The sequence below is a fragment of the uncultured Bradyrhizobium sp. genome, assembly GCF_947648125.1.
GTDB lineage: Bacteria > Pseudomonadota > Alphaproteobacteria > Rhizobiales > Xanthobacteraceae > Bradyrhizobium.
In genome coordinates this window covers 1-19,999 of record NZ_CANSMR010000055.1, presented here as the reverse complement: position 1 = coordinate 19,999, position 19,999 = coordinate 1, and the positions used below count along the sequence as shown (strand labels likewise).

Genomic DNA, 19,999 nt, shown 5'->3' with positions numbered 1-19,999 from the left:
GCTCGACCGCGACCTCGGCGCCCAGCGCCTTGAACTTCTTGATGGTATCGGGCGAAACCGCAACCCGCGGCTCGGACGCATCGATTTCCTTGGCAACGGCGATCTTCATGGGCCCTCCGGCGGCGCGAGCGGCGCACGCGTCTTCAAACTAGCGTTATTTTCGCCAGATTGGATACCCGGTTTTTCCATCCGGGTTTCGACAGGAATTCCGGCACCGCCGCGGGACGGCGATGCCGCTAGCCGATCAGAGGATCAGACCAGGAAATAGGCCATCAAGGCGAGGAGGATGGCGACGCTGATGGTGCCGTATTTGACCAGTATGAGAAACCCTTCATAGGTCTGCTCATGCGCCACGTAATCGTTGCCGTCGGCGGTCGTATAGGCCACTTCGCTATGGTCTGCCATCGCTGTCCCCAGTCAGAAATTCGCGTTCTGCGAGCCATTACCGCAAACAGGTTGGCAGGGCAACGGCGTGGTCCCGATCGGGCGATTTGAAGCGCAAATCGTCCCCGATTCACCCCTCGAGCGACGGCCCTGCGGCCGCCCCTCGGCAGGATTGATCTCCCAGACGCGGGCGCCATGGGATGATCATGCCGCGAGGCGCAAAAAACGCCGAACGAATCTGACGCAGGGCCAGCCGGAAGGTCGATGGGCGTCAGCCCATCGTCTCCAGCTCGTCGATCATGCCGGCGATGACGGAGAGGCCGCCGTCCCAGAATTTAGGGTCCTTGGCGTCGAGCCCGAACGGCCGCAGCAGCTCGGAGTAATGCTTGGTGCCGCCCGCGGCGAGCATGTCGAGATAGCGCTCGGCGAACCCCTCGGACGCATGCTCGTAGACCGCATAGAGCGAGTTCACCAGGCAATCGCCGAACGCGTAGGCGTACACGTAGAACGGCGAATGGATGAAGTGCGGGATGTACATCCAGAACGTCTCGTAGCCCGGCTTGATCTCGATCGCCGGCCCGAGGCTCTCGCCCTGCACGCTGAGCCACAGCTCGCCGATCCGCTCGGCGGTGAGCTCGCCATTCTTGCGCTCGGTATGAACCGCGCGCTCGAATGAATAGAACGCGATCTGCCGCACCACGGTGTTGATCATGTCCTCGACCTTGCCCGCGAGCAGCGCCTGGCGCTGCTTGGCGTTCTTGGTCTGGGACAACAGCCGCTTGAAGGTCAGCATCTCGCCGAACACGCTCGCGGTCTCCGCCAGCGTCAGCGGCGTCGGCGCCATCAGCGCGCCGTTCTTCGCCGCCAGCACCTGATGGACGCCATGGCCGAGCTCATGCGCCAGCGTCATCACGTCGCGCGGCTTGCCCTGATAGTTCATCAGCACATAGGGATGCGCCGACGGCGTGGTCGGATGCGAGAACGCACCGGGCGCCTTGCCGGGACGCACCGGCGCGTCGATCCAGCGATCGCTGAAGAAGCGCTCCGCGATCTCGGCCATCTTCGGCGAGAAGCCATTATAGGCCGACAGCACCATGTTGCGCGCCTCAGGCCAGGCGATCGTGCCGGTCGCCGCGAACGGCAGCGGTGCGTTGCGGTCCCAATGCGGCAGCTTCTTCTTTTTGAACCAGCCGGCCTTCAACGCGTAATAGCGGTGCGACAGCTTCGGATAGGCCGCGCGCACCGAGGCGACCAGCGCATCGACCACCTCGCGCTCGACCCGGTTGTTGAGATGGCGGGAATCCGCGATATCCTGGAAGCCCCTCCAGCGGTCGGAGATTTCCTTGTCCTTGGCCAGCGTGTTGGTGATCAGCGCGAAGGTGCGCTCATTGTCCTTGAAGGTCTTGGCGAGCGCCTGCGCCGCGGACTTGCGCTTGTCGCCGGCCTTGTCCTGCAACAGGTTCAGCGTCGGCTCGATCGCGAGCTCCTTGCCCGCGACCTTGAAGCGCAGGCCGGAGATGGTCTGGTCGAACAGCCGGTTCCAGGCCGCGTAGCCGCTCTGCGCCTTTTCATGGAACAGCTGCTCGACGCGGTCCTCGAGCTGGTACGGCTTGTCCTTGCGCAGATCCTCGATCCACGGCCGGTAGTGGCCGAGTGTGGGTTCGGCCATCGCGCGCTCGATCACATCATCGTCAACCCGATTGAGCTCGAGCGAGAAGAACAGGAGATGCACCGAGGCGGCCGTCAGCCGTTCGGAGATGTCGCCGTAGAATTTCGAGATCGCGGGATCGACGCTGTCGCCGGCATGGACCAGGCCGGCATAAGAGCCGAGACGGCCAGCCAAATCGTCGATCGACTCATAGCGGCGGATCGCCTCGGCAAGCCACTTTCCGCCGCCTTCCTCGCCGGTATTTTCGGCAAGCTTGCCCTTGTAGTCGGTCTCAAACGCGACGCAATCTGCATCCATTTTCTGCAAATCGCGCGCGACTTCCGGCGCGTCGATACCGGAGTAGAGATCTGCCAGATTCCATTCCGGAAGCTTGCCGGTCTTGCTGGCTGCCTGTTTCGCCACCGGGCTGGCTGCGGCCGGTTTGCGTTGGGCGGCCGACTTGCGCAGCGCGGCTTCCTTGCGGAGAGCGGCCCTGCTGAGAGCAGACTTGCCGGGAGCAGACTTGGGGGAGGCAGTTTTGGAGCGCGAGGTCATCTTGTTCGTAACCTTACTTCAGTCGGAAAGATGTCGGCGGCGGCGGAATGAAAGCGGGTTTGCAAGGTTTAAGAGTGCGTTAATCGGCATCGGCGACATTGCCCCGATTCGAGACAGATAAACGTAGCGTGCGGGGAAAACCATGGCTGCCACCATTTTGATCGCCGATGATGACGCCGTACAGCGTCGTTTGGTTGAAAACATGGTGCAGAAGTGCGGCTATGAGCCCCTCGTCGTGGACAGTGGCGACGCGGCGATAGCGGCCCTGACCGCATCCGAGACGCAGGCGATCGATGCCGTCGTGCTCGACCTCGTGATGCCGGGCCTCGATGGTCTCGGAGTCCTCGCAAAAATTCGTGAAGCTGGTTTGAACGTCCCGGTCATCGTGCAGACCGCGCATGGCGGCATCGACAATGTGGTGTCGGCGATGCGCGCCGGCGCCCAGGACTTCGTCGTCAAGCCGGTCGGCTTCGAGCGGCTGCAGGTGTCCCTGCGCAATGCCCTCAATGCGTCGGCGCTCAAGGGCGAATTGCAGCGCATCCGCCACAGCCGCGAGGGCCGGCTGACCTTCTCCGACATCATCACCCGCAGCGAGGCGCTGGCGGGGGTGCTGCGCACCGCGCAGAAGGCGGCATCCTCGACCATCCCGGTGCTGATCGAGGGCGAGTCCGGCGTCGGCAAGGAATTGTTCGCGCGCGCCATCCACGGCAGTAGCGAGCGCAAGGCCAAGCCGTTCGTCGCGGTGAACTGCGGCGCGATCCCGGACAATCTCGTCGAATCGATCCTGTTCGGCCATGAGAAGGGCGCCTTCACCGGCGCCACCGAGCGTCACCAGGGCAAGTTCGTCGAGGCCCATGGCGGCACGCTGTTCCTCGACGAGGTCGGCGAATTGCCGCTGGCCACGCAAGTAAAACTGCTGCGCGCGCTGCAGGAGGGCACCGTCGAGGCCGTCGGCGGCCGCAAGCCGGTCAAGGTCGATGTCCGGATCATCTCGGCGACCAACCGCAAGCTGCTCGATCTGGTGAAAGGCGGCCAGTTCCGCGAGGACCTGTTCTATCGCCTGCACGTGCTGCCGCTGACCATTCCGGCGCTGCGGCAGCGGCGCGAGGATATTCCGCATCTGCTGCGGCATTTCCTGGCGCGATTCTGCGCCGAGGAGAACCGCAACATCACCGGCATCAGCGGCGATGCGATGGCGCATCTGGCGCAGCTCGATTGGCCGGGCAACATCCGCCAGCTCGAGAATACGGTGTATCGCGCCGTGGTGATGAGCGACGGCGACCAGCTCGGGCTCGCCGACTTCCCGCAGGGAACAACGCATCCGGTGCCGGAGGGCAAATCGTTGCAGGGCGAGCCGCTGGTGGTGTCGCCGTCCACCGCGCCCGCCATGATATCCGGTAATGAGATACCAGTCACCGCTGCCCTGCCCACTGCGGGCGGCCTGTCGATACTCACTGCCGCGGGCGAGGTGCGGCCGCTAGAAGATCTCGAGAACGAAATCATCCGGTTCGCGATTTCGCATTATCGCGGACAGATGTCGGAGGTCGCGCGCCGCCTCAAGATCGGCCGCTCGACCCTCTACCGCAAGCTCGACGAAGCGGCGGCCGGCACGCGCACAAGCGACGCCACCTAAATCTGAAGCCAACAGGGCCATACCAGGGAACCTTTTGAACCGTGTCCCGTCGGTGACAGACAAAGGCTGTGCCGCGTGGCAAAAGCGCACGGCCCGAGCGAAATCAGCTGCTTCGAGGTCAGTTTGTCGTGAGTTGCCCCGCATGGCGCTGGCTGCATAAGAGGGGCAAATGTATCGTCTGCGTCAATTGCGTGCAGGCATACGAGTCGCTTGAGAGGCCGGCGCTTTCGCGCAAGCTATGAAACCGAATACCGATTTGAACTGTTCCCGAATCTGAGGGGCAGTTCCACCCAGGGGGTGCGAAATGCGTGACTGTTCGAACAACCGTCGAGGATTTGACCGCGTATTGATGGCCGTCGCGGCGACCTTCCTCACGGTGTCCGCGAGCTCGGCCTTCGCGCAGGACACGCCTCGCTCCAGCGCCTCGGAACTCGCGATCGACGCCGCGATCCCGCGCCCCGAACCGGCCAATGTGCCGCCGCCCACCGCAAGCGATTTCAAGGCCGACACCACCGCCGCGCTGCCCAACGCCACCAAGCCGGCAGATGTGAAGCCCACCGAGGTGCAGGCTACCGAAGCCAAGCCTGCCGATGCCAAGCCTGTCGATGCAAAGCCGGCGGAACCGAGTGCAACCGCAAAGACCGTCGAGCCGAAGCCCGCCGATGTCGCCACCGCGCCGGCGACCAAGCCCGCCGATGCGCCCAAGGTCGAAGCGCCAAAGACCGACACCGCGGTCGCGCCGGCTGCGGCCACACCAGCCCCTGCAACCGCAACGGCGCCTGCCGCAACTCCGGCTCCCGCGACGGCGGCAGCTCCGGCGAACGAACCCGCAAAGGCCGCAAGCAATGTTGCCGCCGAGGATCAGCCGGTCGCCGACAAGCTGCGCGAGCTGCTCGCCAGCAAGTCGCTGCGCAGCTTCGATCGCAAGAACGAGCGCGCCGCGGCCGAGAAATTCTATTCGGCGCGCGAATATGCACCGGTCTTCACCAAGGCCGGCAAGCTGACCGAGGCCGGCAAGGGCGTCATCGCCCGCCTGAAGGATGCGGCCGCCGACGGCCTCGATGCGGCCGACTATCCGGTGCCGGATTTCACTGCTGCGACGACGCCCGACGCGCTGGCCGACGCCGAGCTGAAGCTCGCGGCCAGCATGCTGGACTACGCACGCCAGGCCCAGAGCGGCCGCATGCACTGGTCGCAGGTGTCGGCGGACATCCTCTATCCGGAGCACCCGATCGATCCGGCCGAAGTGTTCGCCAATGTGACCTCGGCCAAGGACGCCTCGGCCGCGCTCGACGGCTACAACCCGCCGCAGAAGCTCTACAAGGAGCTGAAAAAGAAGCTCGCCGAGCTGCGCGGTCAGGGCGACGGCCCGGTGATCACGATCGCCGACGGACCCGCGCTGAGATACGTCCCCGCGCGCAAGAAGCAGGCCGCGGTCGAGATGGACGATCCGCGTGTGCCGGATCTGCGCAACAAGCTCGGCATCACCGAGGATGCCGACGGCACCAAGTATGACGCGACCGTCGCGCGAGCCGTGGAGAAATTCCAGAGCAGCGTCGACCTCAAGGCGACTGGCGTGCTCGACGAGCGCACGGTGAAGGCGCTGAACAATCCGAAGCGCGACCGGCAGATCGACACCGTGCTCGTCAACATGGAGCGCTGGCGCTGGCTGCCGCGCCAGCTCGGCGCCGCCAATGTCGGCAATGCCTATGTGATCCTCAACATCCCCGACTATACGCTGAAGGTGATGCAGAACGGTGCGCAGGTCTGGACCACGCGCGTCGTCACCGGCAAGCCCGGCCAGCACGCCACGCCGCTTCTGACCGAGACGATGAAGTACATCACGGTCAACCCGACCTGGAACGTGCCGCCGTCGATCATCTACAACGAATATCTGCCGGCCCTGCAGCAGGATCCGACGGTGCTGCAGCGCATGGGCCTCAAGCTCGAGCGCAACCGCGACGGCTCGATCCACGTCTCGCAGCCGCCCGGTGAAGCCAACGCGCTCGGCCGCATCCGCTTCAACTTCCCGAACAAGTTCCTGGTCTATCAGCACGACACGCCGGACAAGTATTTGTTCGCCAAGGATGAGCGCGCCTTCAGCCACGGCTGCATGCGCGTGCAGAATCCGGATCAGTACGCGTCCGTGCTGCTCAACATCACCGAGCCGAACCAGCACTACACGCCGGAGCGGATCCGCAGCATGTACGGCTCGAGCGAAGTCGATCTGAAATTCCCGACGCCGATCCCCGTCAACATCACCTACCAGACCGCGTTCGTGGACGACGCCGGCAAGCTGCAAATCCGCAGGGACATCTACGGCCGCGACGCCGCCATGCTGTCGCTGCTCAAGAACAGCCGCGGCAAGGATCTCGAAACGGTGGTGGCGCACGCCCAGCCGAGCTACGCGCGGCCGCCGAGCAGCAGCCTGCCCCCGGGCGTCAACGTCGCCGGCGACAACAGCGGCTTTGGCTCCTCCGGACCGAACTTCTTCGAGCGCCTGTTCGGGGGATTCGGCCAGCCGGAGCCGCAGCCGGTCCGCCGCGGCCAGGCCCAGCAGCAGCGCCGGGTGATCACCCGCTAAACTGCCTCTCCGCCCGATTGGGATAAATATTGAAGCAAAATCAACGATCTCGCTCAGAAAGCGAGATCGTTTACGTTAACCATTTGCCATGGGGTCCGGGGAACAGGGCTATCTTTTGCCACACTCCCCCAGTTAGTTAAGCCCAACTTGGGGGCGGGTCGGTAAACCTCGGTTAACCCTCCCGCTTTAAGAAAGCGTTCACCGTCTTCCGCAGGGGGTCTGCGAAGATGCCGACCGAACGCTCGTCGACTGGGTGGGCTCATAGTGCTGGCTGTCTTCGCACGCCGCTACAAACCGCTGTCGCTGCCTAAGGCCGGGTACCAAGTCGGCCTGACCGCGCTATTGCTGTTGGCGGGTGCAGGCTCGGTGCACGATGCGACTGCGCTGAACCAGACCCGCACCCTCTCCTTCCACCACACCCATTCCGGCGAAGACCTCACCATCACCTTCAAGCGCGATGGCCGCTACGACGAAGCCGCGCTGAAGCAACTCAATCACTTCCTGCGCGACTGGCGCTCCCAGGACGAGACGGTGATGGACCGTCACTTGTTCGACATCCTCTGGGAAGTCTACAGCGATGTCGGCGGCAAGCAGCCGATCCAGATCATCTCCGCCTATCGCGCTCCTGCCACCAACGCCATGCTCCGCCGCCGTTCCTCGGGCGTTGCACGCCACAGCCAGCACATGCTGGGGCATGCGATGGACTTCTTCATTCCGGGCGTGCCGCTGGAGCAGATCCGCTTCGCCGGCCTGCGCCTGCAGCGCGGCGGCGTCGGCTTCTATCCGACCTCGGGCTCGCCGTTCGTGCATCTCGACACCGGCGGCATTCGGCACTGGCCGCGGATGACCCGCGAGCAGCTGGTCCGGGTGTTCCCCGACGGCCGCACCGTCCATGTCCCGAGCGACGGCACCCCACTGAAGGGCTATGAGCTCGCCAAGGCTGACATCGAACGCCGCGGCAATGGCGACGATGCTGCGACCATCAGCAAGCCGACCCTGTTCGCGAAGCTGTTCGGCGCCGGCAAGTCGGGTGACGATGAAGACGAAGGCGCGGCCAGTGTGAACGACAAGCCCGCGGCCCCCACCGTGGTTGCGGCCGCGGCCCCTGCAAAATCCGCCGACCCCGTTCCGCTGCCGCGCGCCAAGCCGCAGCAGTTCGCCGCCGCGATCCAGCTCGCCGCCGCCGACGCGCAGCTCGTGCCGATGCCGAAAGCCAAGCCGGCGGTGCAGGTGGTGCAGACGGCCGAGAACACCGCGCCGCAATCGCCCGCCGACATCATCAATGCTCGCGGCTTCTGGGGTGACGAGTCCGCGGCGCCGAAGCAGGCATCGGCCGCGCAGATCGCCGCGCTGAAGGCGCGTGAGGCGGTCGGCGGCTCCGACCCGCAGACCACCGCCAGCACGACGGACAACTTCAACAAGGCGCTCGCTTATGCGCCGGCAGCGTCCTCACCGGTCGATCGCGCCAATATCGTCGCTGCCACCGCGCCGATCCCGCGCAATGTGCGCCCGACGACGCGCAATGCGGCAGCCCCGGCCACCGAAATCAATACCGTCGTTGCGAAGGGCGCGCCTAGCCAGGGCGTGATCACGACGTCGGCGCGGATCTCTGCCGCCAAGGGCAACGACATCTGGATGCGCGTCGTGATGCTGGCGCCGAGCGCGAGCAGCGGCATGCTGACCACGGTGCTTGGCGACACCGACATGAACATGATGCGGCAGCATTTCGTGAAGCCGCAGGCCGCCGTCGCCATGACCTTCTCGGAAGATCCGATGATGGGCATGACCTGCGATCACTTCTCGGGCTCGGCGACCGCCCTCCTGACCACCCAATCCTTCGTGCTGCGCACCGCCTCGCTGCGCTGAACCTCCCCGACAACATCATTTCATCAGCCGTTCAAGCCGGCAGCCCTGCCTTGAGCAGGCCGGCCTCGTAGCGCGCCCGGTCGGGCGCGCGCTTGTAGTGCTGGGTTGCGAGGTGAGCGGCGACCGAGAAGGTCGGCTCGCGCTTCAGTACCTCGGTCGCATGGGCTGAGGCCGCCACCGAATTGCCCATCTGCGCCAATGTCGCGGCGAGGAAGGCGTGATGAGTGTGGTCGGGCCGCGTGATCCGCGAGAACGCCTCGGCCGCGTCGGCGTATTTCTCGGCGCAATAGCAGGCCCGGCCGAGATGACTCCAGAACCGCTCCGGATGGAACGGATTGAGGCGCATCGCCCGCTTGATCCAGTCGATGCCCTCCTCCGGCCGCCCGAGCCAGGTCAGGAGCTCGCCCTGCTGCACGACGACGAGGTCGTAGTTCGGGTTGAGCGCGAGCGCGCGCTCCTGGTGGAAGGCCGCCTTGTCGTGGTCGTCGCGGTTGAGGTTGAGCGCGGCGAGGATCCGGTGCACGTCGCTGTCATTGTCGTCGAGCTTGAGCGCGATCTCGAGCTCGGCCGCCACCTGCGCGAAGGTCGCGTCGCGGTCGTCGCACCAATTGTAGACCCAGGTCTGGCCGAGCACGCAGGCCCGCCAGGCGTGCGCATGGGCGTAGTTGGGATCGAGCACGATGGCCCGCTCGAGCAGGCGCTGCGCCTCCGCATTGTCGTCGCGCTCCGAACGATGATGCAGCACCTTGGCAGCCAGCACGCACTCATAGGCAGCCATGTTGTCGGTCGGCTTGCGTTTGACGCGGTCATGGGCGGCGGCCTCGACACGGCCCGGCAAGGTCGACACGATCGCGCGCGTCATCTCGTCCTGGATGGCGAAGATGTCGGCAAGCTCGCGGTCATAGCGTTCGGCCCAGACGTGCCGGTCGGCCTCGGCATCGATCAGCTGCACCGTGACGCGAATCCGGCCGCCTGCCTTGCGCACGCTGCCTTCCAGCACATAGTCGACCGCGAATTCCTTCGCGACGTCCTGCACCTTCACGGCCTTGCCCTTGTACACGAAGGTCGAGTTGCGCGAGATCACCAGCAGATCGTGGAAGCGCGACAGCTCGGTGATGATGTCCTCGGTGAGACCGTCGGCGAAGAATTCCTGCTCGGGATCGCCGCTCATATTGACGAGCGGCAACACGGCGATCGAGGGCTTTTTGGCGACGACAGGGGCGGCGGCCGCGCTCGCCTGCTCGGTAGCGGATCTGGCGCCCGATTCGAGATGGATGCGGAAAACCCGGATCGGTCGCGCGATGTTCTTGACGGTCTGATCGCCGAGATCCTCGAAGCTCAGATCTTCCAGGCGATCGCCGACCTGATCGCGGACTGCGCCGGAAATGCAGATGCCGCCGGGCTCGGCCAGCACCTCCAGGCGCGCGGCGACATTGACGCCGTCGCCGAAGATGTCGGCGCCGTCGACGATCACATCGCCGAGATTGATGCCGATGCGAAACTGCATCCACCGCGCCGGCGCGACGTCGGTGTTGCGTTTGGCCATCCGGCGCTGCACCTCGGCCGCGCACAGCACCGCATCGACGACGCTGTGGAATTCGACCAGCAGGCCATCGCCGGTGGTCTTGATGATGCGGCCGCGATTCTTGGTGATGGCCGGATCGATCAGCTCGATCCGATGGGTCTTGAGGCGCGCAAGGGTGCCCGTCTCGTCAGCCTCCATCAGTCGGCTAAAGCCGACCATGTCGGCGGCGAGGACCGCAGCGAGCCGACGCTCTGGTCCTGGCACGTCCATCTGAACGCTCTGCCCGGTTACCTCACCGGCAGTCTAGCAAATCCCGGGACTTCACCCAAGCCTCGCCAAGAGGCTTGGGTGAGTTACCTCGGGTGGGCGCCTTGACGGACGCCAGCGGCCGCCTGCCGCCTCAGAGCATCCCGAGCGCCTGCATATAGGTCTCCAGGATGGTTTCCTGCTCCTGGCGCTCGTTGGCATCCTGCTTGCGCAGGCGCACGATGGTGCGCAGCGCCTTGACGTCGAAGCCGTTGCCCTTGGCCTCGGCATAGACGTCGCGGATATCGTCCGAGATCGTCTTCTTTTCCTCTTCCAGCCGCTCGATGCGCTCGATGATGGACTTGAGCTGGTCCTTGGCAAATCGCGTTGCGGGTTCATCCTGAACGGCGGCAGACGTGGTGGCCATCGCGTACTCCTGAAATGGCAATGAAATGTCGCGCGAATACGCGCCACGCGCACCGCTTGTTGCGGGCGACCCTCGATTTTGGAGCACGTCCCGTCAAGGAAACATCGCGCTCATCCACAGCGCGCCCACAGGAGATGCGGACGGCCACGGAACTGGCGTCACATCAATCGGGAATTAATGCCCGCTTTGGGCCTTCTTCATCGCCGCGAGCTGATCCGGCGTCGCGCCGCCCTGATACTTCGCCTTCCACTCCTCATAGGGCATGCCGTAGACCGCCTCGCGGCTCTCGTCCTTGCTCACGGCAAGGCCCTTGGCGTCGGCCTCTTCCTTCATCCAGTTGGACAGGCAATTGCGGCAGAAGCCGGCAAGGTTCATCAGGTCGATGTTCTGCACATCGGTCCGGTTGCGCAGATGATCGACGAGGCGCCGGAACACCGCGGCCTCAAGTTCTGTTCTGGTTTTGTCGTCAATGCTCATGATCGTGATCCCGGTGTGATGCGCTCACCATATTGATATCAGGTGGGAATTGTCACAGATTTTGCCATATCGACGCGCAATACGGACCTGTCCGGCCGCACTTGCCACGGTCCGGCAACGTGGGGGACGGGCGCCCGCCCGTTGACAGTGCCTGCCGGGGCACGCGAAATCGACAATGAACTGATATAGCTTCGCCGTATGCGCCCAACAGATTCTCTCGCCTCAGCTCCCCGCACCATCCGCCTGATCCTGGCCGGCATCCTGCCGGTGCTGGCGCTTGTCGCGGCATGCCTGTGGACGAGCCCGGCGGCCGCCGATTTCCGGCTCTGCAACAACACCTCGAGCCGGGTCGGGATCGCGCTCGGCTACAAGGATGCCGAGGGCTGGACCACGGAGGGCTGGTGGAATGTGTCGTCGCGGACCTGCGAGACCCTGCTGCGCGGCAATCTTGTGGCGCGCTACTACTACATCTACGCTCTCGACTACGATCGCGGCGGCGAATGGTCCGGCCAGGCCTTCATGTGCTCGCGCGACAAGGAATTCACCATCAAGGGCACCGAGAATTGCCTGGCGCGGGGTTTTGACCGCACCGGCTTCTTCGAGGTCGACACCGGCGAGCAGCGTGCATGGACCGTCCAGCTGACCGAAGCCAACGAACAACAGCCGCAGAAAGTACCGGGAATGCCGGGCGGCGTGGCCCCGGGAAGCCCCGGGGCGATGCCGGGCCTGCCCACCCCCCCGCAGGGCGCAGCGCCTCCGGGCGCGTCGGGTCTGCCGCCAGCCGCGCCACCCGGAAACAAACAATGAGACGACTGCGCCGAATCAAGATCCTCGCAACGCTTGGCCCGGCCTCCTCAGACAGCGCAATGATCCGCAAGCTGTTCGAGGCGGGTGCCGACGTATTCCGCATCAACATGAGCCATACCCCGCATGACAAGATGCGGGAGCTGGTCAAGACCATCCGCAATGTCGAATCGAGCTACGGCCGGCCGATCGGCATCCTGGTCGACCTGCAGGGGCCGAAGCTGCGGGTTGGCGCCTTCGCGGAAGGGGCGACCCAGCTCAAGAACGGCCAGAGCTTCATCCTGGATTCCGACAAGACGCCGGGCGACAACAGCCGCGTCCAGCTTCCGCATCCGGAAATCCTTGCCGCGCTCCGCCCCGGCCACGCGCTGTTGCTCGACGACGGCAAGGTGCGGCTGATCGCCGAGGAAACCTCGCCCGACCGCGCGGTGACGCGCGTCGTGATCGGCGGCAAGATGTCTGACCGCAAGGGCGTCAGCCTGCCCGACACCGACCTCCCGGTCTCCGCGATGACCCCAAAGGACCGCGCCGATCTCGAAGCCGCGCTGCCGGAGGGAATCGACTGGGTCGCGCTGTCCTTCGTGCAGCGGGCCGAGGACGTGATCGAGGCCAAGAAGATGATCCGCGGCCGCGCCTCCGTGATGGCCAAGATCGAGAAGCCGCAGGCGATCGACCGCCTCGCCGACATCATCGAGGCGGCCGACGCGCTGATGGTGGCGCGCGGCGATCTCGGCGTCGAACTGCCGCTGGAGCGGGTGCCGAGCCTGCAGAAGCAGATGATCCGGATGGCGCGCCGCGCCGGCAGGCCGGTGGTGGTCGCAACCCAGATGCTGGAATCGATGATCCAGGCGCCGGTGCCGACGCGCGCTGAAGTCTCCGACGTCGCCACCGCCGTCTACGAGGGCGCCGACGCCATCATGCTGTCGGCGGAATCCGCCGCCGGCAAATTCCCGGTCGAAGCGGTTTCGACCATGAACCGCATTGGCGAGGAGGTGGAGCGCGACCCGACCTATCGCAGCGTCATCAACGCCCAGCGCGTCGATCCCGAGGCGACGGTGGGCGACGCCATTGCCGACGCCGCGCGGCAGATCGCCGAGACACTCGATCTATCGGCGATCATCTGCTGGACCTCATCGGGTTCGACCGCGATCCGCGTGGCGCGCGAGCGGCCCAAGGTGCCGGTGGTCGCGATCACGCCGAACCTCGTCACCGGCCGCAAGCTGTCGGTGGTGTGGGGCGTGCATTGCGTGGTCGCCGAGGACGCGCACGACCTCGACGACATGGTCGAACGCGCCGGCTCAATTGCATTCCGGGACGGCTTTGCCAAGGCCGGCCAGCGCGTCATCATCGTCGCCGGCGTGCCGCTCCGCGCGCCCGGCACCACCAACATGCTGCGCATCGCCTCGGTCGGGCCGAACGGCGACGCGCAGCTGTAGATTCTTGTTTTGACGCGTTTTCTTCACGCGAACCGGCGCCCACTTCGCTCGAAAACGCTCTAACCCGCCGCGCCGGGCCACGCATCAGCGTGGCCCCAATGCTGCGCTCCAGACCGTCAGCCCTGCAACGACGCGTCGAGCGTGATCTTGGTGTTGAGCAGCTTCGACACCGGACATCCGGCCTTGGCCTTGCCCGCCAATTCCTGGAACGTTGCGTTATCGGCGCCCGGGATCTTCGCCGACAGCGTTAGATGCACGGCGGTGATGGCAAAGCCGTCGGCGATCTTCTCCAGGGTCACGTCGGCCTTGGTCTCCATGTGCTCGGCCGTGAGCTTGGCCTCGCCCAGGATCAACGACAGCGCCATCGTGAAGCAGGCGGCATGCGCCGCGCCGATCAGCTCTTCGGGGTTCGAGCCGGGCTTGCCCTCGAAGCGGCTGGCGAAGCCATAGGGGTAATCCGAGAGCGCGCCGCTCTTGGTCGAGATCGCGCCCTTGCCGTCCTTGATGCCACCCTGCCATTTGGCCGAACCATGGGTCGTCGTCATGCGTTGCTCCGTAAGGTTGGTTGATCCCAGCCCCGCAACGCTACAACGCCAATGCGACGGAAGTGTTCGCCGAGCAGCCGCGATCTCAGGCGCCGACCAGTGCCTTCGCCGGGGTCGTCGCCTGCACCACAAGACCGCGCGCACGCGCGTCCATCACACCGACCGCGCGCAGCGCGAGCAGCGTCACGGTCTGCACCGTATCGCGCAGCTTGATCGGATCCTCGAGATTGGACGGCGCCAGCGGACCGACCAGCGCTTCATGCAGCGCGCCGAGCAAGGCGGTGGCGGCCAGCGCTGTATCCTGCGCCGGCAGATGTCCGGCGCGCACGGCGGCGTCGATGCGCATGGCAAGCTCGCCGGAAATATCGCGGCGGCTGGCAAGGCGCGAGGCGGTGACGTCGACATCGACCGGCTCGGCCAGGATGCCCCAGGCCAGCTTGCGCTGCGACAGCACGTGGACCGCAATCGTCGTCACCGCGGCGGCCAGCGCCGATGACGGTCCGGGCGCGGCCTCTGCGGCGCGCCGGATCGCGGACAATTCGTCACGCGAGACCTCCGTGATCAATTCCGAGATCAACTCGGCCTTCGACGGGAAATAACGATAGACGGTGCCGGCCGCGACATTGGCCCGCACCGCGACGGGTGCGATCTGGACCGCGGCCATGCCGCCCGCCGCCGCCGCGTCCCGCGCAGCCGACAGGATGGCGCTGCGCCGGGCAGCGAGCCGTTTCACGACCTGATGAGTTCGCCGGTAGACCATGGCATTCCGTCCCCCCACCGTGTGCCCGGGCCGGCGCCCACCGGCAGAACACACGCGTCTTCAATGTTTTGAACGATTGATCCCGCAATCGTCTGAAGAAGTGAACAACTATTCAGACTGAATGACAAGCTGGAATTGTTAGGATTTTGCGACAGTCGCACGCCACCTCCGATTGAACTGGCGGCCGTTCCGGCCCGCGGGTGCTCTGGGCCGCCCGATTCAGCGACAGATCGGTGGCCACTAACGGCACGCAAGTTCGGATCAGGCGTTGGATGGTAAATCGCAAGCTAAGATCATCACTCGATATCGAGACATCTGTTCTCGCGCAGACCCGCGACATCGCAGTCGCATTTACCCGAATTTATCGGAAGCCGTGGTCGAGTGCGCCCGACGTCACGCGTGGCGTTGCCTCGATGTCCCCGGCCGAACCAAGAAAGCGCATGTCACTCTCCATCACCAGCAGCGTGAGCAGCCGTAGCGCGGTGCGAGGGCTGCTGCCGCTGTGCGCCGCCGTGGGCGCCTATCTGTTCTATCTCTCCGCCGGTGAGATCCTGCTGCGCGATTCCGACACGGAGTGGCAGATCAGGGTCGGACAGTGGATCCTCGAACACGGCGCGATGCCAACGACCGACGTGTTCTCGTTCACCCGTTTCGGCGAGCCCTGGATTTCGAGCTCGTGGCTGTCGCAGGTGGCGTACGCCCTGGTGTACGGCGGCGATTGGGCCGGGCCGGTGATCCTGACGTCGATCGCGATCGGCGCGACGGTCGCGATCTTCCTGCATCTGTTGAGCCCGTATTTCGATCCGGCGCGTGCACTCCTGATCGCGGCGCTGGCGCTGCTGCTGTCGACGATCCACTTCTTCGCGCGGCCGCATGTGCTGGCGCTGCCGGTGCTGCTGGCGTTCATCGGTGGCCTGATGGCGGCCGCGGATCGCCGCACCCATCCGTCATGGTGGCTGCTGCCGCTGATGGCGCTGTGGGCCAATCTGCATGGCGGCTTCGTGCTCGGCCTGGCGCTGATCGGGCCGATCGGACTGGAGGCGGTGTGGAGCGCCGAGCCCAGCCGCCGCCGTCAGCTCATCGTGCGATGGGGATTGTTCGGCGTCGCTGCGCTGGCCGCGAGCTGCGTGACACCCTATGGCTGGAATAGCCTGCTGGGCGCGACCAAGATCCTCAGTCTCGGCAAGCTGCTGTCGCTGATCGGCGAGTGGCTGCCCGCGGATTTCAGCAAGCCCAGCTTCTTCGAAGCCACGCTGCTCGGCCTGATCGGCATCATCTGCTATCGCGGACTGACCCTGTCGGTGCCGCGGATCCTGTTGCTGCTCGGGCTGATCTGGATGGCGCTGAGCCATATCCGCAACATCGAGGTGTTCGCGTTCATCGCGCCGCTGGTGCTCGCCAAGCCGATCGCCGAACAATGGGGAATGGCAGGCGCCCCCGCCGCCCGCTTGGAGGAAGGACGCTCCGTCCCCGTCGTCACGATCCTGGCGACTATCGCCATGGTGATCGGAGCGTGGGTGACGACGACGACCTTCGTCGCGCAGCACGAGTTCAAATTCCTGCCGGCGTTCTCGCCCGTTGCCGCGGTCGACGTCCTCCAGCAACACAAGGCGCAACGCGTGTTCAGCACCGCGCCGTTCGGCGGCTACATGGTGATCCGCGACATGAAGGTGTTCATCGATGGCCGCGCCGAGCTCTATGGCGAGCAATTCGTGCTCGACTATTACGCCGCGCTCGATGCCCGCGACGTCGGCCAGCTGCTGAACCTGCTCGACAAATACCGGATCGACGCCACGCTGCTGAGCTCGGACTCTTCTGCCGGAAACGCGCTGGACCATCTCAAGGGTTGGAAGCGGCTCTACAAGGACGACATCGCGGTCATCCATGTGCGGTCGGACGAGACGGCCGGCGCGGTGCCGGCGGTAGAGGGTCCGAAGTAACCTGCACTGCTGCGTTGTCCAGAGTCGCAACGCTGCCTATCCCGTCATCCTGAGGAGCGCGTAGCGCGTCTCGAAGGATCGACGGCCACCAGCGGGGCCGTGCATCCTTTGAGGCTCGCTCCGCTCGTACCTCCAGCGACAAAGGCGAAGCCTTTGCGCGGGGATGACGGGATCGCGCGGAGGACGAGTTCGCGCGCGATCGATCTCAACCTAATTCCCGGTCTGGAGCTCGCCGAAGCGATCCCAGGTCTTGCCGTTGAAGCGCATCAGCTGCATCTGGTCGACCGGCACATGGTCGGCCGGCGACGTGTTGACCTTGATGCCCGGCAGCAGCATCGGCAATTCGAGGTCCTTGATCGCGAACGCCTGCCGCAGGATGTTCTCGGTCGAGAGATCGTCGCCGCATGCCTTCAACACCGCCTCCAGCGCCATCGCACTGTTGTAGGCGTTGACGTAGTTGGTGTCGTGCTGATCGCCTTCGGGCACGTATCGGGTCATGAAGTCGCGCCAGCCCTTCATGCCGGGATCGTCCTTCCAGGCCGGATCATCCGGATCCTTCACATAGGCCGTCGAGATAATGCCGGTGCCGGCCTCGACACCAGCCGGCTGCATCACGGTCGAAATCCACACCGCGGTGTTGGAGAGGAACGTCATCGGCCGCCAACCGATCTCGAAGGCCTTGCGGATCGACTGCGCCGCAAATTTCGGCGTCGCTGCGATCACGAAGACGTCGGCATTGGTCGCCTTCAGCTTGACGATCTGGGAGTCGATGGTCGGGTCCGATATCTCGTAGGTCGCAACGGTGACGACGGAATCATATTTCTCGCCGAGCACGTCCTTGAGGCCGGCGAGATAGTCGCGGCCGTAATCGTCGTTCTGCGAGATCACTGCGAACCGTGCGTTCGGATTCTTCGCCAGCGCATAACGCGCGTAGAGCCGCGCCTCATAGCGGAACGGCGCCTGCACGCCCATCGTCGCCTGCGGGAATTGCGCGATGTCGCCGAACTTCGAGGCGCCGGAGGCCAGGAACAGCTGCGGGATGTTCTTGCCCTGCAGGTATTTCGCGATCGCCGTGTTGTGTGCGGTGCCGATCGAGGAGAAAATCAGCGCGACCTCGTCACTCTCGACGAGACGGCGCGTCTGCTCCACGGTCTTCGGCGGCGCGTAGGAATCGTCCAGCGAGATGAAGTTGATCTTGCGGCCGTTGATGCCGCCGCGCTCGTTCAACATCCTGAAATAGCCGGCCTCGCCCTTGCCCAGCGCACCGAACGCCGACACCGGCCCGCTATAGGGCATGGTCTGGCCGATCCTGATTTCGGTTGCTGTGACGCCGCGCATCTCGGCGGCGAATGACGCGGTGGGCAGCAGCAGGAATGAAATGGCGCCAAGCGCGCCGAATGCCTTGCGCATCGGCCTCCCCTCCCCCTTTTCTTGCCGCGTCCTCAGCGAGCGCGGCTGTGCCGTTTGTCGGCTTGGCCTTAAGGATGCCACGGCGCCCCAACGGAGGCCAAGCCCATTCGCCGGGGCGATCTCAGCGCTTGCCGCGCTCTTTGAGCGGGATCACGAATTTCAGCCCCGACCACACCACGTCGACGGCGCAGACCTTGATGTCGACCAGGCCTGACGCGAGCCCCGCCGCGCGCACGGCCCTGTCGTCAAGGTCGGTCGCGACGCCTGAGCTTTTCTTCGGCCACGACACCCAGATCATGCCGTCAGGCGCGATCGCCTCGCGGTATCGCTGCAGCTTGGCGGCGAGCCCCCTGGCCTCGGCGGCGAACAGATGCACGGCATCGAGCGGCGCCCGCGCGGTCTTCGCGATCCGAAGATCGGCCGGCAGCTCGCCGACGATGTCGCCATAGGGAACGGACAACCCGTCGACAAAAATACAAAAGCCCGGCTTGAGGCCGAGCTTTTGCACAATCGGTTTGCCGGACGTGCCGGCCATGGCGGGCGAGACTCACGCCTGCGGCTGCGGCTCCAGGCCGGTGTCCGGATCGGGACGCGGGCGCGACTTGCCGGCCGGCGGCACGGCGGACGCGCGCGGCGTCGACGGCTCGAGCACGGACTCGCGGTTGGGCTTCTTGCCCTTCAGCAGGTCGATGATCTCGTCGCCGGTCAGCGTCTCGAACTCGAGCAGGCCTTTGGCCAGAGCTTCGAGGTCGCCGTGCTTCTCGGTCAGGATCCGGGTCGCTTCCTTGTAGCCTTCCTCGACCAGGCGCTTGATCTCGGAGTCGATCTTCTGGACCGTCGCCTCGGACGCATTCTGGGTGCGCGAGACCGACATGCCCAGGAACACCTCGTCCTGGTTCTCGCCATACGACACAGTGCCGAGCTCTTCGGACAGGCCCCAGCGCGTCACCATCATGCGGGCCAGGCGGGTCGCCTGCTCGATGTCGGACGCGGCGCCCGAGGTCACCTTCTCGCGGCCGAAGATCAGCTCTTCCGCGACGCGGCCACCCATCATGATGGCGAGGCGCGAGGTCATCTGTTCCAGCGACATCGACAGCTTGTCGCGCTCCGGCAGCTGCATCACCATGCCCAGCGCACGGCCGCGCGGAATGATGGTCGCCTTGTGGATCGGATCGGTCGCGACGACGTTGAGGCCGACGATGGCGTGGCCGCCCTCGTGATAGGCCGTCAGCAACTTCTCTTCCTCGGTCATGACGAGCGACTTGCGCTCGGCGCCCATCATCACCTTGTCCTTGGCCTCTTCGAACTCGGCCTGCGTCACCATCCGCTTGTTGCGGCGGGCAGCGGTCAGCGCGGCCTCGTTGACGAGGTTCATCAGGTCGGCGCCCGAGAAGCCCGGGGTGCCGCGCGCGATGGTCTTGAGGTTGATATCCGGCGCCAGCGGCACCTTGCGGACGTGGACCTTGAGGATCTGCTCGCGACCGACGACGTCCGGATTCGGCACCACGACCTGACGATCGAAGCGGCCCGGACGCAGCAGCGCGGGATCGAGCACGTCGGGACGGTTGGTCGCCGCGATCAGGATCACGCCTTCATTGGCCTCGAAGCCGTCCATCTCGACCAGCAACTGGTTCAGCGTCTGCTCGCGCTCGTCATTGCCGCCGCCGAGGCCGGCGCCGCGATGACGGCCGACCGCGTCGATTTCGTCGATGAAGATGATGCAGGGCGCGTTCTTCTTGGCCTGCTCGAACATGTCGCG

General features: G+C 65.2%; 16 protein-coding genes. 6 read left to right on the top strand and 10 right to left on the bottom strand.

The window, feature by feature from the left end:
• Positions 1-252 precede the first annotated feature (252 nt).
• Both Q0030_RS39750 and Q0030_RS39745 read right to left on the bottom strand, forming a co-directional pair.
• Entirely contained in the window at positions 253-405 is a 153-nt protein-coding gene (locus tag Q0030_RS39750; protein ID WP_163159659.1) for an aa3-type cytochrome c oxidase subunit IV, read from the bottom strand.
• Positions 406-655: 250 nt separating this feature from the next.
• Positions 656-2,587, bottom strand: coding sequence for a M3 family oligoendopeptidase (locus tag Q0030_RS39745; protein WP_298380368.1), 1,932 nt, complete (start codon positions 2,585-2,587; stop codon positions 656-658).
• A 142-nt stretch (positions 2,588-2,729) separates the two neighbouring features.
• Here Q0030_RS39745 and Q0030_RS39740 point away from each other — a divergent pair, with 142 nt between their 5' ends.
• From Q0030_RS39740 to Q0030_RS39730, 3 genes are all read left to right on the top strand, one after another.
• Complete coding sequence (locus Q0030_RS39740) at positions 2,730-4,220, top strand: sigma-54 dependent transcriptional regulator (RefSeq protein WP_298380365.1); 1,491 nt, start codon at positions 2,730-2,732, stop codon at positions 4,218-4,220.
• A 304-nt stretch (positions 4,221-4,524) separates the two neighbouring features.
• Complete coding sequence (locus tag Q0030_RS39735) at positions 4,525-6,804, top strand: L,D-transpeptidase family protein (protein WP_298380362.1); 2,280 nt, start codon at positions 4,525-4,527, stop codon at positions 6,802-6,804.
• Between the two features lie 264 nt (positions 6,805-7,068).
• On the top strand, positions 7,069-8,670 hold the full coding sequence (locus tag Q0030_RS39730) for a DUF882 domain-containing protein (protein ID WP_298380360.1): 1,602 nt from the start codon (positions 7,069-7,071) through the stop codon (positions 8,668-8,670).
• A gap of 31 nt (positions 8,671-8,701) precedes the next feature.
• Here Q0030_RS39730 and Q0030_RS39725 read toward each other — a convergent pair whose 3' ends face one another.
• From Q0030_RS39725 to Q0030_RS39715, 3 genes are all read right to left on the bottom strand, one after another.
• On the bottom strand, positions 8,702-10,465 hold the full coding sequence (locus Q0030_RS39725; protein ID WP_298380357.1) for an adenylate/guanylate cyclase domain-containing protein: 1,764 nt from the start codon (positions 10,463-10,465) through the stop codon (positions 8,702-8,704).
• 130 nt (positions 10,466-10,595) lie between these two features.
• Entirely contained in the window at positions 10,596-10,868 is a 273-nt protein-coding gene (locus tag Q0030_RS39720) for a DUF2312 domain-containing protein (RefSeq protein ID WP_029085502.1), read from the bottom strand.
• A gap of 174 nt (positions 10,869-11,042) precedes the next feature.
• Positions 11,043-11,345, bottom strand: coding sequence for a DUF1244 domain-containing protein (locus Q0030_RS39715; protein ID WP_298380347.1), 303 nt, complete (start codon positions 11,343-11,345; stop codon positions 11,043-11,045).
• A gap of 198 nt (positions 11,346-11,543) precedes the next feature.
• On the opposite strand from Q0030_RS39715, the gene Q0030_RS39710 reads away from it, so the two are divergent.
• The gene (locus Q0030_RS39710) at positions 11,544-12,152 is read left to right on the top strand and encodes a DUF1036 domain-containing protein (protein WP_298380344.1); all 609 of its coding nucleotides are present in this window, start codon (positions 11,544-11,546) and stop codon (positions 12,150-12,152) included.
• Positions 12,149-13,585, top strand: a complete 1,437-nt coding sequence (gene pyk / locus Q0030_RS39705; RefSeq protein ID WP_298380341.1) for a pyruvate kinase — start codon at positions 12,149-12,151, stop codon at positions 13,583-13,585. The genes Q0030_RS39710 and pyk overlap by 4 nt, the downstream gene beginning before the upstream one ends.
• A 116-nt stretch (positions 13,586-13,701) precedes the next feature.
• On the opposite strand, the gene Q0030_RS39700 is transcribed toward pyk, so the two are convergent.
• Positions 13,702-14,130 carry an OsmC family protein gene (locus tag Q0030_RS39700; RefSeq protein ID WP_298380338.1) on the bottom strand — a complete coding sequence of 143 codons (429 nt, stop codon included), beginning with the start codon at positions 14,128-14,130 and terminating at the stop codon, positions 13,702-13,704.
• 85 nt (positions 14,131-14,215) lie between these two features.
• The gene (locus tag Q0030_RS39695; protein ID WP_298380335.1) at positions 14,216-14,890 is read right to left on the bottom strand and encodes a TetR/AcrR family transcriptional regulator; all 675 of its coding nucleotides are present in this window, start codon (positions 14,888-14,890) and stop codon (positions 14,216-14,218) included.
• 440 nt (positions 14,891-15,330) lie between these two features.
• Between Q0030_RS39695 and Q0030_RS39690 the strand changes: the two genes are divergently transcribed.
• Positions 15,331-16,830, top strand: a complete 1,500-nt coding sequence (locus Q0030_RS39690) for a hypothetical protein (RefSeq protein ID WP_298380333.1) — start codon at positions 15,331-15,333, stop codon at positions 16,828-16,830.
• 210 nt (positions 16,831-17,040) lie between these two features.
• Here the strand turns inward: Q0030_RS39690 and Q0030_RS39685 are convergent, their stop codons facing one another.
• The 3 genes from Q0030_RS39685 to Q0030_RS39675 all read right to left on the bottom strand — a co-directional run.
• A complete protein-coding gene (locus Q0030_RS39685; RefSeq protein WP_298380331.1) occupies positions 17,041-18,240 on the bottom strand; it encodes an ABC transporter substrate-binding protein in 1,200 nt (399 codons plus the stop codon).
• A 121-nt stretch (positions 18,241-18,361) separates the two neighbouring features.
• Positions 18,362-18,775, bottom strand: a complete 414-nt coding sequence (locus Q0030_RS39680) for a DUF3052 domain-containing protein (protein ID WP_298380328.1) — start codon at positions 18,773-18,775, stop codon at positions 18,362-18,364.
• 12 nt (positions 18,776-18,787) lie between these two features.
• Positions 18,788-19,999: AAA family ATPase (locus tag Q0030_RS39675; protein WP_298380326.1), on the bottom strand; the 1,212-nt coding region annotated here is incomplete at its 5' end.

Bases quoted from the DNA above. Each gene is read 5' to 3' on its own strand.
- Q0030_RS39750 (WP_163159659.1), bottom strand. From the start codon at position 405: ATGGCAGACCATAGCGAAGTGGCCTATACGACCGCCGACGGCAACGAT.
- Q0030_RS39745 (WP_298380368.1), bottom strand. From the start codon at position 2,587: ATGACCTCGCGCTCCAAAACTGCCTCCCCCAAGTCTGCTCCCGGCAAG.
- Q0030_RS39740 (WP_298380365.1), top strand. From the start codon at position 2,730: ATGGCTGCCACCATTTTGATCGCCGATGATGACGCCGTACAGCGTCGT.
- Q0030_RS39735 (WP_298380362.1), top strand. From the start codon at position 4,525: ATGCGTGACTGTTCGAACAACCGTCGAGGATTTGACCGCGTATTGATG.
- Q0030_RS39725 (WP_298380357.1), bottom strand. From the start codon at position 10,465: ATGGACGTGCCAGGACCAGAGCGTCGGCTCGCTGCGGTCCTCGCCGCC.
- Q0030_RS39720 (WP_029085502.1), bottom strand. From the start codon at position 10,868: ATGGCCACCACGTCTGCCGCCGTTCAGGATGAACCCGCAACGCGATTT.
- Q0030_RS39715 (WP_298380347.1), bottom strand. From the start codon at position 11,345: ATGAGCATTGACGACAAAACCAGAACAGAACTTGAGGCCGCGGTGTTC.
- Q0030_RS39710 (WP_298380344.1), top strand. From the start codon at position 11,544: ATGCGCCCAACAGATTCTCTCGCCTCAGCTCCCCGCACCATCCGCCTG.
- pyk (WP_298380341.1), top strand. From the start codon at position 12,149: ATGAGACGACTGCGCCGAATCAAGATCCTCGCAACGCTTGGCCCGGCC.
- Q0030_RS39700 (WP_298380338.1), bottom strand. From the start codon at position 14,130: ATGACGACGACCCATGGTTCGGCCAAATGGCAGGGTGGCATCAAGGAC.
- Q0030_RS39695 (WP_298380335.1), bottom strand. From the start codon at position 14,890: ATGGTCTACCGGCGAACTCATCAGGTCGTGAAACGGCTCGCTGCCCGG.
- Q0030_RS39690 (WP_298380333.1), top strand. From the start codon at position 15,331: ATGTCACTCTCCATCACCAGCAGCGTGAGCAGCCGTAGCGCGGTGCGA.
- Q0030_RS39685 (WP_298380331.1), bottom strand. From the start codon at position 18,240: ATGCGCAAGGCATTCGGCGCGCTTGGCGCCATTTCATTCCTGCTGCTG.
- Q0030_RS39680 (WP_298380328.1), bottom strand. From the start codon at position 18,775: ATGGCCGGCACGTCCGGCAAACCGATTGTGCAAAAGCTCGGCCTCAAG.